Source organism: Rathayibacter sp. AY1A4, from assembly GCF_002930955.1.
Lineage (GTDB): Bacteria > Actinomycetota > Actinomycetes > Actinomycetales > Microbacteriaceae > Rathayibacter.
Window position 1 is genome coordinate 39,341 of record NZ_PSTN01000010.1, and the last position, 12,525, is coordinate 51,865.

Sequence of the window (12,525 nt, forward strand, 5' to 3'; positions counted from 1 at the left end):
CTACTCCTCGTCGTCCCAGGTCGGGCTGTGGTCTCGGGCGTACTGGACGTAGCTGTTGGACACGCCCTGCGGGACCATCGGCCAGACCATGGAGTCGCGGCTGACGACGAAGTCGATGACCACGGGCCGGTCGTTGGTGGCGATGGCGAGACGGATGGCGTCGTCGATCTCCTCCGGCTTCGTGACGCGGATGCCGAGCGCGCCGTAGGCGTCGGCGAGCTTCACGAAGTCGGGCACCCGGACGGTGTCGTGACCCGTGTTGAGGTCGGTGTTGGAGTAGCGGCCCTCATAGAACAGGGTCTGCCACTGGCGCACCATGCCGAGCGAGGAGTTGTTGATCACCGCGACCTTGATCGGGATGTCGTTGATCGTGCAGGTGGCGAGCTCCTGATTGGTCATCTGGAAGCAGCCGTCGCCGTCGATCGCCCACACGGTGCGCTCGGGCTCGCCGACCTTGGCGCCCATCGCCGCGGGCACGGAGTAGCCCATGGTGCCGGCGCCGCCGGAGTTCAGCCACGAGTTGGGGCGCTCGTACTTGATGAACTGCGCCGCCCACATCTGGTGCTGGCCGACGCCGGAGGCGAAGACGCCCTCGGGGCCGGTGATCTCGCCGATGCGCTTGATGACGTACTGCGGCGAGAGCAGGCCGTCGTTCGGCTCGGTGTAGCCGAGCGGGAACTCCGTCTGCAGGCCCTTGAGGTAGCTCCACCACTCGGAGGTGTCGGCGCGGCCGTCGGCGGAGGCCTTGGCGAACGCGTCGGTGAGGTCCGGGAGGACGTCCTTCAGGTCGCCCACGATCGGCACGTCGGCGGTGCGGATCTTGGAGATCTCGGCCGGGTCGATGTCGACGTGCACGACCTTGGCGTGGGGCGCGAAGAGCGCCGCCTTGCCGGTCACGCGGTCGTCGAAGCGCGAGCCCAGCGCGAGGATCAGGTCCGCCTCCTGCAGAGCGAGCACCGCGGGGACGGTGCCGTGCATGCCGGGCATGCCCAGGTGCTGCTCGTGCGAGTCCGGGAACGCTCCGCGCGCCATCAGCGTGGTCACCACGGGGGCGCCGCTGGCCTCGGCGAAGGCCTTCAGCTCGGCGGCCGCGCGGGCGCGGATGATGCCGCCGCCCACGTAGAGCACCGGCTTCCTCGACTCGACCAGCAGCTGGGCCGCGGCCTGGATCTGCTTGCCGTGGGCCTTCGTGACCGGGCGGTATCCGGGCAGGTCGATCTTCGGCGGCCAGAGGAACGGCGCCTGGTCCTGCTGCGCGTCCTTCGTGATGTCGACCAGCACGGGGCCGGGGCGGCCGGTGGTGGCGATCAGCGCGGCGGAGGCGAGGGCCGAGGGGATGTCCTCGGGGCGGGTCACGAGGATGGAGTGCTTCGTGATCGGCATCGTGATGCCGACGATGTCCGCCTCCTGGAACGCGTCGGTCCCCATGAGCGTCGAGAACACCTGGCCGGTGATCGCGAGCATCGGGACGGAGTCCATGTAGGCGTCCGCGATCGCGGTGACCAGGTTGGTCGCTCCGGGGCCCGAGGTCGCGATGCAGACGCCGAGCCTGCCGGTCGCCGAGGCGTAGCCCTCGGCGGCGTGGCCGGCGCCCTGCTCGTGGCGGACCAGGATGTGCCGGATCTTCGAGGAGTCCATCAGCGGGTCGTAGACCGGGAGGATCGCGCCGCCGGGCAGGCCGAAGACGTCCTCGATCCCGAGCATCTCGAGCGAGCGGACGACCGCCTGCGCTCCGGTGAGGACCTCGGCCGCGGGGGCGGTACCGGGAGCGTGGGCGGGTCGGGGTGGCTGGGGCGTCGGTGCGGGCTGCACGGCGGACGGATCCGGAGTCATGCGGGTGTCGATTCCTTCAGGAGGTGGTGCGGCGGCGGGCAGAGCCGGAGGCGAGTGCCCGGGAACGCGAGTGCGCGGCCGGCCGGAGCGGGCCGGGTCACCCGGTGACGGCGCCCTCGGCTGCCGAGCGGACGAGCTTGGCGTACTTGGCGAGGACACCGCGGGTGTAGCGCGGAGGGAGAGGGGCCCAGCCTTCTCGGCGGGCGGCGAGCTCGGACTCGTCGACGAGTAGGTCGATCGAGCGAGCGGCGATGTCGACCCGAATCGGGTCTCCGTCGCGAACGAATGCGATGGGACCTGCGTCCACCGATTCGGGAGCTATGTGGCCGATGCACAGGCCGGTTGTGCCGCCTGAGAATCGTCCGTCCGTCAACAGTAGTACATCTTTTCCGAGCCCGGCCCCCTTGATGGCGGCGGTGATGGCGAGCATCTCGCGCATGCCGGGACCGCCCTTGGGGCCCTCGTAGCGGATGACCACCACGTCGCCCTTCTCGATCCGGCCCTCGGTCAGAGCGTCCATCGCGGCGCGCTCGCGCTCGAACACGCGGGCCGGACCCTCGAAGACGGAGGCGTCGAAGCCGGCGGTCTTGACGACCGCGCCCTCGGGGGCGAGCGAGCCCTTGAGGATGGTGAGCCCGCCGGTCGCGTGGATCGGGTTGTCGAGGGTGCGGATGACCTCGCCGTCCAGCGGCGCGATGTCCATCGCGGCGAGGTTCTCGGCGACCGTCCTCCCGGTGACCGTCAGGCAGTCGCCGTGGAGCAGCCCGGCGTCCAGGAGCGCCTTCATCACGGCCGGGACGCCGCCGTGGCGGTCGACGTCGTTCATGACGTACTTGCCGAAGGGCTTGAGGTCGCCGATGTGCGGGATCGTGTCGCCGATGCGGTTGAAGTCGTCGATCGTGAGGTCGACCTCGGCCTCGTTGGCGATCGCGAGCAGGTGCAGGATGACGTTGGTCGACCCGCCGAAGGCCATCGCCACCGCGATCGCGTTCTCGAACGCCTCCTTGGTGAGGATGTCGCGGGCCGTGGTGCCGTTGCGCAGCAGCTCGACGACGGCCTCGCCGGACTTGCGGGCGAAGTAGTCGCGGCGGCGGTCGGCGGCGGCGGGCGAGGCGGAGCCGGGCAGGCTCATGCCGAGCGCCTCGGCGACGCTGGCCATGGTGTTGGCGGTGTACATGCCGCCGCAGGAGCCCTCGCCCGGGGCGAAGGCGCACTCGATGCGCTTGGCGTCCTCCTCGGACATGATCCCGGCCTTGACGCCGCCGACGGCCTCGAAGGAGTCGATGATCGTGATGTCCTTCTCGGTGCCGTCCGAGAGCTTGACCCAGCCCGGGGCGATCGAGCCGGCGTAGACGAACACGGCGGCGAGGTCGAGGCGGGCCGCGGCCATCAGCATGCCGGGCAGCGACTTGTCGCAGCCGGCAAGCATGACGGTCCCGTCCAGGCGCTCGGCCATCATCACGGTCTCGACGGAGTCGGCGATGACCTCGCGGGAGACGAGCGAGAAGTGCATGCCCTCGTGCCCCATCGAGATACCGTCCGAGACGGAGATGGTGCCGAACTGGAGCGGGTAGCCGCCGCCGGAGTGCACGCCCTCCTTCGCGGAGCGCGCGAGGCGCTCGAGCGAGAGGTTGCAGGGGGTGATCTCGTTCCACGAGGACGCGATGCCGATCTGGGGCTTCTCCCAGTCGTCATCGCCCATCCCGACCGCCCGCAGCATCCCGCGCGACGTCGTGGCCTCGATGCCGTCCGTGACGGTGCGCGAGCGGGGCTTCCAATCGATTTCCGGCATGCGATGAGGCTACCGCCTCGCGCGCGGTGCCCCTGCTCGCCGGGCGGACCCGGACCGGCCCGCGCACCCGTCCCGGCCCCGGCCTCCGGCAGCGGCACCGGATGCGGACGTCCCCGCGGATCTCCGACTCGTCGCGAACGGCCGCTCCCCGCGTCGGCGGACGGCCGTCCTCGGCGAGTCGGCGATCCGGGACCCGCCGGCGCTGACCGCCGGAAGGGGGCTGCTACTCCGCGCGCAGGTCGGCCAGCAGCCGGAGTGCGTGCGCGACCTGCTCGGGACCGCGGACCCGGTAGGAGGCCGCGGTGGTGCCCTCGCCGCTCTTGATGCCGACGTCGCCGGAGCCGAGGACCGCGAAGGCGTCCTCGTCCGTCACGTCGTCGCCCGCATAGAGGACGGCGGTCGCGCCGGTGTAGCGGCGGAGGTGCTGCACGGCCTCGCCCTTGGTGGTCGAGCGGACCGAGAACTCCAGGACGTTCTTCCCCTCGCGGACGGTGACCCCCTGCACCTCGGCGCGCGCCTCGGAGAGGGCGACGACGTGGGCGACGCGGCTGTGGCGCTCGGTCGCGAGGCGGGTGTGCAGGGCGAAGCCGGCGGGCTTGTCCTCGATCCAGACGTTGTCGATCCCGCGGGCGATCCCCTTCAGGACGTCCTCGAGCACTCCCACCTTCTCGAGCTCGTCGTCGTCGAGCCGGACCGCGTCCTCCTCGGGGTCGAGGCGGATCTCGATGCCGTGGGAGCCGACCAGCAGCGCCTCGTCCGGCAGCTGCGAGACCTCCTCCAGGCTCCCGAGCGCCCGGCCGGAGACCAGCGCGACCCGGGTGCCGGGGAGGGCGAGGAGCCGCAGCACGGCCTCGCGCGCTTCGGGGAGCGCCCGCGCGCGGGCGGGGTCGTCGACCTCGGGCGCGAGGGTGCCGTCGAAGTCGAGGGCCACCAGGAGCCGATCGGCCGCGGCGAGCTCCCGCAGCGCCGCCGCGAGCCGCTCGGGCACTCCCTCGCTCATCGCGCGCCGCCGTCGAGCTCGCGGTCGTCGGCGGCCTCCCGCTCGAGCTCGGCCGCCTGTCCGTGGGCCGCGTCGTCGCGGTGCTCGGCCTCCTGGCCGTGCGGCGCCTCCTGCCCGCGGGCGGCGGGCCGCACGTCGAGCTGCTGGCCGGCCGCGTGCTCCGCGAGAGCGGAGAGGAACGACTCGGACCAGCGCGCCACGTCGTTCTCGAGCACGCGGCGACGGAGCGCGCGCATGCGCCGGGTGCGCTCGACGCGCGGCATCCGCGCCGAGGCCTCCATCGCGTCCTTCAGCCCCGAGATGTCGTGCGGGTTCACCTGCACGGCCTGCTTGAGCTCGTCGGCCGCTCCGGCGAACTCGCTCAGCACGAGCACGCCGTCGTTGTCGAAGCGGGACGCGACGTACTCCTTCGCGACGAGGTTCATCCCGTCGCGCAGCGCCGTGACGAGCATGACGTCGGCGGCGAGGTAGAGCGCCACCATCTCCTCGCGCGGGTAGCCGTGGTGGAGGTAGCTGATCGCCGGGTGCCCGAGCGTGCTGTAGTCGCCGTTGATCCGGCCGACCTGCAGCTCGATGTCGTCGCGCAGCTGCCGGTAGGTGTCCACGCGCTCGCGGCTCGGGCTCGCGACCTGCACCAGCACCGCGTCCTCGGAGGTGAGGCGGCCGTCCGCCAGGAGCTCGCCGAAGGCCTTCAGGCGGTGGCCGATCCCCTTGGTGTAGTCGAGCCGGTCGACGCCGAGCATGATCGTCGCGGGGTTGCCCAGCTCGGCGCGGATCTCGGCGGCGCGGGCCTGGATCTCGGGGGTGCGCGCCATCGCCTCGAACGACGCGGAGTCGATCGAGATCGGGAAGTGCCGGGCGACGACCGGGCGCACGCTCGCCCCGCGCCGCGAGCGGTTGACGCGGCGGGTGCCGCCGACGGCCTCCTCCTCGACCGGGACCTCGACGACCGTGCTGCGGGTGTCGTAGCCCAGCAGGCGCCGGACCGCGCGGAGGAAGCTGCCCGCGTCTCCCTGGCGCTGGAAGCCGATCACGTCGGCGCCGAGCAGGCCCTCGACGATCTGCCGGCGCCACGGGAGCTGCGCGAAGATCCCGTAGGGCGGGAACGGGATGTGGTTGAAGAAGCCGATCGTGACGTCGGGCCGGAGCTCCCGCAGCATCTTGGGCACGAGCTGGAGCTGGTAGTCCTGGACCCAGACCACGCCGTCCTCCTCCGTCACGGCCGCGGCCGCCTCGGCGAAGCGCTGGTTGACCCGCACGTAGGCGTCCCACCAGTCGCGGTGGTAGGTCGGGGGCGCGATCACGTCGTGGTACAGCGGCCAGAGCGTGTCGTTCGAGAAGCCCTCGTAGTAGTCCTCGAGCTCCTGCGCGCTGAGGGCGACGGGGACGATCTGCACGCCGTTGTCGACGAACGGGGCGACCTCCTCGTCGGCCACGCCGGGCCAGCCGACCCAGGCGCCCTCGTTCGCGCGCATCACCGGCTCGAGCGCGGTGACCAGCCCGCCGGGTGAGGTCTTCCAGGAGGCGGTGCCGTCCTCGGCCACGACGCGGTCCACGGGGAGGCGGTTCGAGACGACCACGAACGCGTTGCGCTCGGTCCCTCCCGAGGTCCCGGCGTCGGTCCTGTCAGCGGCGGAGGAGGAGGAGGCGGAGTGCGGAGGAATGGTGGTCCCTTTTCGTCGGTCGAGCCGTCGTCGTGCCCGTCGAGGCTATCAGCCGGCCCCGCACGGGGACGGGGGGTCAGCCCTGCACGAGGGCGAGGGCGAGCGTCGCTCCGCCCACCGTCGGGACGACCGCGACGAATCCGAGGAGCGCGTACTGGCGCCACGAGACGTGCACGCCCAGCGCGGTCAGCCTCTGGTGCCAGAGCAGGGTGGCGAGCGAGGCCCACGGGGTGATCAGCGGTCCGGCGTTCACGCCGATCAGCAGGGCGACCAGGCGGAGCGGATCCGCCGCGACGGGCTCGAGGGCGAGGTAGGCGGGCAGGTTGTCGACCACGTTGGAGGCGACCGCGCCGGAGCCGGCGAGGCGCAGCAGGTCGAGCGTCCCGCTCCCCTCCCCCGCGACCACGGCGAGCGCCGCGCCCAGCCCGAGCTGGTGCGCCGCCTCCATCGCCACGAAGAGGCCCGACGCGAACACGACGAGCTGCCACGGCAGGAGGGCGGGCGTGAGCGCCGCGGGACGGCGCACCGCGAAGAGGACGATCAGCGCGACCGCGGCGACCATCGCCGGGATCCACACCTCGAGGCCCGAGACGAGCGCCGGCAGGAGCAGCGCCACGACGATCCCCGCGCCGACCAGCAGCACCCGGTCCTCCACCGGCGTCCGCTCCCCCGGGGTGTAGCGCCCGGCCAGCTCGCGCCGGTAGCGGATCGCGAGGATCAGCACGGGCACGACGGCCGCGACGAGCGCGGGCACCGCGGTCAGCGCGGCGAAGGCGAAGGGGCCCTCGACCCCCAGGCGCCGCTGCGCGAGCAGGTTGGTGAGGTTCGAGACGGGGAGGAGGAGGGAGGCGCAGTTCGCCAGCCAGACCGTGGCCATCGCGAACGGCAGGGGCGGGACGCGCACGTGCGCCGCGAGCAGGACCACGACCGGGGTCAGGAGCACGGCGGTCGTGTCGAGCGAGAGGAACACCGTGCTGACGACGGCCATCGCCACCACCAGCAGCCAGAGCACCGCGGTCCGCCCGCGGCCCCACTCGGCGGAGCGCTCGGCGACCACGGTGAAGACGCCGGCCTCGGAGGCCAGCTCGGCGACCACGGTCACCGCGACCACGAAGCCGAGGATCGGCGCCGTCCGCTCGACCAGCTCGCCCAGCGCGTCCATCGGGAGGACCCCCGTGACGACGGCCACCGCCCCGACGACGAGCAGCACCGCCCCGATCACAGCCGTGCGCATGTCGTTCCCGTTCTCCTCGGCGTGCCCCGGCTCGAGGATTCGGGTCCCGGCGGCGGTCCACCGTAGCGGGACAACCCCTCGGTGCTGTCAAGCGTTTCTCTGAGAGCTTTCGCACCCGCTAGCGTCGGGGTGAACACGGGAGGCACACGCATGCGCAAGTTCATCCTCAACTCCAGCGTCATCAGCGCGATCGTCGGCGGCTGGTCGATCCTGCAGACCACGCGCAAGGGCCCGCGCGACTGGCGCCTGGCCCTCCAGTGGGTCAGCTGGGCCATCTCGGTCACCGTCGCCCTGGGCTCCGTGTCCTACGACTCGAAGGAGATCGTCAAGGAGGAGCGCGGCAGGAAGCGCGACCGCTAGGCCCTCCTGACGCGCCGCCTCCCCGCGGGGCGGCGTGTCAGCCGGTCTCCCGACCCGGTGGCGGCGACACTGTTCCCAGTCGCTGCCGGCACGGGAAACGGGGTTCGTCATGAGGTTTCGTCTGAGGCGTCGCAAGGCGGCCCCCGAGGTCGTCGAGGCGGCCCCCGTCCTCACGCAGGACGAGCTCTTCGCCGTCGTCCACGAGCGGCTCGCGGCCTTCGTCGGATCCGAGGGCGCCTGGGTCGTCACGCGCCGCAGCCACGACGACCGCGACCCGATCTTCCACGGGATGCTCGCGCGCTCCCTCGCCCACGAGCTCTCCGCCGCCATCCAGGAGGAGCAGCTCCGCGCCGGCGCCGAGCGGACGTCGTCCCCGGTCACCGAGGCGATCCCCGTGATGCGCGCCTCCACTCCCCCGGTGGAGCCGGCCGCCCTCACCTGGGAGCCGAAGCCGATCGCCGTCTGGGCGGAGCCGGCCCCCGCCGACGTCGCCGTCGACACGCCCGTCGCGACCCGCTCCTGACCCGAGCGGTCGGCCGGCGGGCTCGCCCTCCGGCCGACCCGACGAGCGACGTCGCCCTTCCCGCTGATCGAGGAGGCGGCGCAGCCGCCGTCTCGAGATCCCCCGCGGCCGCCCTCCCCCGGCCGCCCGTCAGAGCGTCGGCCAGCTCCCGGGGCCCTCGCTGCCCGCCGGGTACTCGTCGAGCGGCACCCGGTCCGCGTGCCACGCGTCGATCGCGGGCTGCACGATGCGCCAGCACTCCTCGGCGGCGTCCCCGCGGACCGAGAGCGACGGGTCGTCGTCGAGGATCCCCGAGATGACCTCGCCGTACGCCAGCAGCTCGCCCGCGCCGAAGGTCGCCTCCAGCGAGGCGCGCTCGAGCGTGTACGGGTCGCCGGGGCCGTTGATGTTCAGCTCGAGCGACATCTGGTCGGGCGCGAGGAACAGCCGCAGCACGGACGGCGCCTCGGTGCCCACGAAGCCGCGGGGCAGGTGCGGCACCGGCTTGAAGCGGATGACCACTTCGCGTCGCCGCTCCCCGAGCGCCTTGCCGGAGCGGAGGGTGAACGGCACGCCGGCCCAGCGCCAGGTGTCGATCTCGACGACCAGCTCGGCCAGCGTCTCGGTCCGGCGAGCGGGGTCCACGCCCTTCTCGTCCGCGTAGGCGGGCAGCTCGCGTCCGTCGATCGTCCCCGCCGTGTAGCGGGCGCGGCGCGAGCTCGCGGCGGGGTCGTCGCCGTGCAGGCGGGTGGCGCGCAGGACGATCGACTTCGCGTCGCGGAGGTCGGCCGCGTCGAGCGAGGACGGCGGCTCCATCGCGATCACCGCGAGGACCTGCAGCAGGTGGCTCTGGATCATGTCGGTCAGCGCGCCCGCGCCGTCGTAGTAGCTCGCCCGCCCCTCGAGGGCCAGCTGCTCGTCGTAGACGATCTCGACGCTCTCGATGTGCTCGGCCGACCACAGCGGCTCGAGGATCCGGTTCGCGAAGCGCAGGCCGAGCACGTTCATCACGGTCGCGCGGCCGAGGAAGTGGTCGACGCGGTGGATGCGGTCCTCGGGGACCAGCGCGGCGAGGCGCTTGTTGAGGGCGTGCGCGCTCGCCTCGTCGGTCCCGAACGGCTTCTCCAGCGCCAGCACGGTGCCCTCCGGCAGGTCGTGGGCGGCGAGCGCCTCGCAGGCCTTCGCCGCGATCGCCGGCGGGAGGGCGAAGTAGACCGCCACCGGACCGGCGCAGCTCGCGAGCAGTGCGGCGAGCGCCTCCGGATCGGTGACGTCGACCTGCTGGTAGCGCGTGCCGGAGGTGAGCGCGTCCACGCCCTCGCCCTGCGCCTCGACGGTGGCGAAGGAGGCGGTCAGCACCTCGTGCCAGTGCTCCTGGGTCCAGTCCTCGCGTCCCGCGCCGACGAGGTGGACCCGCCGGTCGGTCTCGCGGGTCAGCAGCTGGCCGACGGCGGGGAGGAGGAGCCGCGAGGACAGGTCCCCCGTCGCTCCGAGGATGAGCAGGGTCGAGACGGTCTGTGCCATGCGGCTCACCCTACGGCGGCGCTGAAGAGCCCCGCTCCGCCTTGACTGGGAGGCCACAGCCGCACCTGAGAGGATCACCGCATGGTCTCCCCGATCGAGGACTACGCCGTCCTCTCCGACTGCCGCACGGCCGCTCTCGTCTCCCGCGACGGGGGGATCGACTGGCTGTGCCTGCCGCGCTTCGACTCCGCCTCCGTCTTCGGCGCCCTCCTCGGCGGCGACGACCAGGGGCGCTGGTCGCTCCGGCCGGTGGACGGGGAGGCGACGAGTGAGCGCCACTACCTCGGCGACACGCTCGCGCTGGTCACCCGGTGGACGACTCCCACCGGCGTCGTCGAGGTGGTCGACGTGATGCCGCTGCGCGACGAGCGCGCCGAGCTGGTGCGCCGGGTGCGCGGAGTGTCGGGGACCGTCCGGATGCGGCAGGAGCTGCGCATCCGCTTCGACTACGCCCGCACCATGCCGTGGGTGCGGCAGGAGGGGACGGACGAGGATCCGCTGCTCGTCGCCGTCGCCGGGCCCGACGCGGTCGTGGTGCGCGGAGTGCGGTTGAAGGCCGTCGACCACGCCCACGCGGCGGAGTTCGACGTCGACGCGGACGCGGTCGTCGACCTCTCGATGGCGTGGTTCCCCTCGCACCAGCGGGCGCCGAAGCGCCTCGACGTCGACCGCGCGCTGGAGCGCACGCTCTCCTGGTGGTCCGAGTGGGCGTCGGCGATCGACTACGACGGCCCGCACCGCGACGCCGTCGTCCGCTCGCTGCTGACCCTCCGCGCCCTCACCGACGACGAGACCGGCGGCATCGTCGCGGCGGCGACCACCTCGCTCCCGGAGCAGTTCGGCGGCGCCCGCAACTGGGACTACCGCTACGTCTGGCTCCGCGACGCCTCGCTCACCCTGCAGGCCCTGCTCGCGCACGGGTCCGAGCAGGAGGCGCAGAAGTGGCGGGCCTGGCTGCTCCGCGCGGTCGCGGGCGCGCCGGAGGACGTGCAGATCATGTACGGCCTCGCCGGCGAGCGCGACCTGCCCGAGCGGGAGATGCCGAGCCTGCCCGGCTACGACGGCGCCTCCCCCGTGCGGATCGGGAACGCCGCCGTCGACCAGTACCAGGCGGACGTGATCGGCGAGGTGATGGTCGCTCTGCACGAGGCCCGCGTGGCCGGAGTGGACGAGACGGAGTTCTCCTGGCCGCTCCAGCGCGCGCTCCTGGGCTTCGTCGAGACCAACTGGCAGCGGCCGGACAACGGCATCTGGGAGATCCGGGGCGAGCCGCGGCACTTCACGCACTCGCGGGTCATGATCTGGGCCGCGCTCGATCGGGGCGTCCGCGCCGTGCGCGAGAACGGCCTGCCCGGTCCGGTCGAGACCTGGGAGCGCCTCCGCGACGAGGTGCGCGCCGAGATCGAGGCCCAGGGCTTCGACGCCGAGCGCGGCCACTTCGTGCAGTCCTACGGCTCGCCCGAGGTCGACGCGTCGCTCCTCGTGCTGCCGATGGTCGGCTTCGTCCCCGCCGACGACCCGCGGATGCTGGGCACCGTCGCCGAGCTGGAGCGCGTGCTCCTGCAGGACGGCCTGCTGCACCGCTACCGGACCGAGTCCTCGGTCGACGGCCTCGCCGGCGGCGAGCACCCGTTCCTCGCCTGCTCCTTCTGGCTCGTCCGGCAGTACGCCGACTCCGGCCGGATCGACGACGCGCGGACCCTGATGGACCGGCTCGTCGGGCTCTGCAACGACGTGGGCCTCCTCTCGGAGGAGTACGACGTCGAGGGCCGCCGGCACGCGGGGAACACTCCCCAGGCCCTCTCCCACCTCGCCCTGGTGCAGGCGGCCGACGCGATCGCGGCAGCCCGATGAGGCGCCGCCGCGTCGTTCTCGCGAGCATCGGCGGAGTCCTCGGAGTCGCGGTCCTCGGCTTCCTCACCTGGAGCTCGATCGTCAGCGGCCCCGACGAGGACGCCCTTGCCCGCGTGCGCGCCGATCCGGCGATCGCGGTCGAGCGCACGGACGACGCGCTCGTGATGACGCCGACCTCGACCGGCGAGCTGGCCGGCACGGGCCTGGTCTTCATCCCCGGAGCGAAGGTCGACGCCTCCTCCTACGAGGCGACCCTGGCTCCGCTGGTCGACGCCGGGGCGACCGTCGTGATCACGCGGCCGATCCTGCACCTGGCCTTCTTCGACCTCCGCTCCCTCGAGACCTTCACCAGCCAGGCCGAGGGCGTCGACCGCTGGCTCGTCGGCGGCCACTCCCTCGGCGGCGTGAAGGCCTGCCAGTGGGCCGAGGACCCGGCGGTGGCGGGCCTGGTGCTGCTCGGCAGCTACTGCGCGAACGACCTCTCGGGCTCCGAGCTCCCCGTCCTCAGTGTCAGCGGATCGGAGGACGGGCTCAGCACGCCGGAGAAGGTCGCCGACGCGAGCGTCCGGCTGCCCTCCTCCGCCGACCTCGTCGAGATCGACGGCGCCAACCACGCCGACTTCGGCTGGTATGGGCCGCAGGCGGGCGACGGCGAGGCGACCATCAGCCACGAGGAGGCGGACGCCCGCATAGCCGAGGCCCTCCTGGGCTTCAGCCGCGAGGTCGGCTGAGTCGCCCGCTCCCGCTTGACCTCGAGCGCAC

Annotated in this window: 10 protein-coding genes; 4 read left to right on the top strand and 6 right to left on the bottom strand. The window is 72.8% G+C overall.

All coding sequences use genetic code 11. The features are described 5' to 3' along the window. The 5 genes from C5B92_RS07885 to C5B92_RS07905 form a co-directional block, all read right to left on the bottom strand. A complete protein-coding gene (locus C5B92_RS07885) occupies window positions 1-1,833 on the bottom strand; it encodes an acetolactate synthase large subunit (RefSeq protein WP_104274350.1) in 1,833 nt (610 codons plus the stop codon). A 97-nt stretch (window positions 1,834-1,930) separates the two neighbouring features. Continuing rightward, on the bottom strand, window positions 1,931-3,625 hold the full coding sequence (gene ilvD / locus C5B92_RS07890; RefSeq protein WP_104233215.1) for a dihydroxy-acid dehydratase: 1,695 nt from the start codon (window positions 3,623-3,625) through the stop codon (window positions 1,931-1,933). Between the two features lie 223 nt (window positions 3,626-3,848). Next, complete coding sequence (gene otsB / locus C5B92_RS07895) at window positions 3,849-4,625, bottom strand: trehalose-phosphatase (protein ID WP_104226245.1); 777 nt, start codon at window positions 4,623-4,625, stop codon at window positions 3,849-3,851. Further along, window positions 4,622-6,205, bottom strand: coding sequence for a trehalose-6-phosphate synthase (locus C5B92_RS07900; protein WP_104250140.1), 1,584 nt, complete (start codon window positions 6,203-6,205; stop codon window positions 4,622-4,624). Before C5B92_RS07900 ends, otsB begins: the two co-directional genes overlap by 4 nt. A gap of 160 nt (window positions 6,206-6,365) precedes the next feature. After that, complete coding sequence (locus C5B92_RS07905) at window positions 6,366-7,523, bottom strand: SLC13 family permease (protein WP_104274476.1); 1,158 nt, start codon at window positions 7,521-7,523, stop codon at window positions 6,366-6,368. A gap of 150 nt (window positions 7,524-7,673) precedes the next feature. On the opposite strand from C5B92_RS07905, the gene C5B92_RS07910 reads away from it, so the two are divergent. Both C5B92_RS07910 and C5B92_RS07915 read left to right on the top strand, forming a co-directional pair. Beyond that, window positions 7,674-7,883: a hypothetical protein gene (locus C5B92_RS07910; protein WP_104226242.1), complete on the top strand. Its 210-nt coding sequence runs from the start codon at window positions 7,674-7,676 to the stop codon at window positions 7,881-7,883. A 109-nt stretch (window positions 7,884-7,992) separates the two neighbouring features. Beyond that, window positions 7,993-8,406, top strand: coding sequence for a hypothetical protein (locus C5B92_RS07915; protein ID WP_104233213.1), 414 nt, complete (start codon window positions 7,993-7,995; stop codon window positions 8,404-8,406). 129 nt (window positions 8,407-8,535) lie between these two features. On the opposite strand, the gene C5B92_RS07920 is transcribed toward C5B92_RS07915, so the two are convergent. After that, a complete protein-coding gene (locus tag C5B92_RS07920) occupies window positions 8,536-9,909 on the bottom strand; it encodes a glucose-6-phosphate dehydrogenase (RefSeq protein ID WP_181028773.1) in 1,374 nt (457 codons plus the stop codon). Window positions 9,910-9,990: 81 nt separating this feature from the next. On the opposite strand from C5B92_RS07920, the gene C5B92_RS07925 reads away from it, so the two are divergent. Together C5B92_RS07925 and C5B92_RS07930 are read left to right on the top strand one after the other, a co-directional pair. Then, a complete protein-coding gene (locus tag C5B92_RS07925; protein ID WP_104256025.1) occupies window positions 9,991-11,763 on the top strand; it encodes a glycoside hydrolase family 15 protein in 1,773 nt (590 codons plus the stop codon). After that, window positions 11,760-12,494 carry an alpha/beta hydrolase gene (locus C5B92_RS07930; protein ID WP_104256026.1) on the top strand — a complete coding sequence of 245 codons (735 nt, stop codon included), beginning with the start codon at window positions 11,760-11,762 and terminating at the stop codon, window positions 12,492-12,494. The genes C5B92_RS07925 and C5B92_RS07930 overlap by 4 nt, the downstream gene beginning before the upstream one ends. Window positions 12,495-12,525 lie beyond the last annotated feature (31 nt).

Coding starts and splice junctions, on each gene's coding strand:
- C5B92_RS07930 (WP_104256026.1), top strand. CDS start 11,760: ATGAGGCGCCGCCGCGTCGTTCTCGCGAGCATCGGCGGAGTCCTCGGA.
- otsB (WP_104226245.1), bottom strand. CDS start 4,625: ATGAGCGAGGGAGTGCCCGAGCGGCTCGCGGCGGCGCTGCGGGAGCTC.
- C5B92_RS07885 (WP_104274350.1), bottom strand. CDS start 1,833: ATGACTCCGGATCCGTCCGCCGTGCAGCCCGCACCGACGCCCCAGCCA.
- C5B92_RS07905 (WP_104274476.1), bottom strand. CDS start 7,523: ATGCGCACGGCTGTGATCGGGGCGGTGCTGCTCGTCGTCGGGGCGGTG.
- C5B92_RS07920 (WP_181028773.1), bottom strand. CDS start 9,909: ATGGCACAGACCGTCTCGACCCTGCTCATCCTCGGAGCGACGGGGGAC.
- C5B92_RS07910 (WP_104226242.1), top strand. CDS start 7,674: ATGCGCAAGTTCATCCTCAACTCCAGCGTCATCAGCGCGATCGTCGGC.
- ilvD (WP_104233215.1), bottom strand. CDS start 3,625: ATGCCGGAAATCGATTGGAAGCCCCGCTCGCGCACCGTCACGGACGGC.
- C5B92_RS07915 (WP_104233213.1), top strand. CDS start 7,993: ATGAGGTTTCGTCTGAGGCGTCGCAAGGCGGCCCCCGAGGTCGTCGAG.
- C5B92_RS07925 (WP_104256025.1), top strand. CDS start 9,991: ATGGTCTCCCCGATCGAGGACTACGCCGTCCTCTCCGACTGCCGCACG.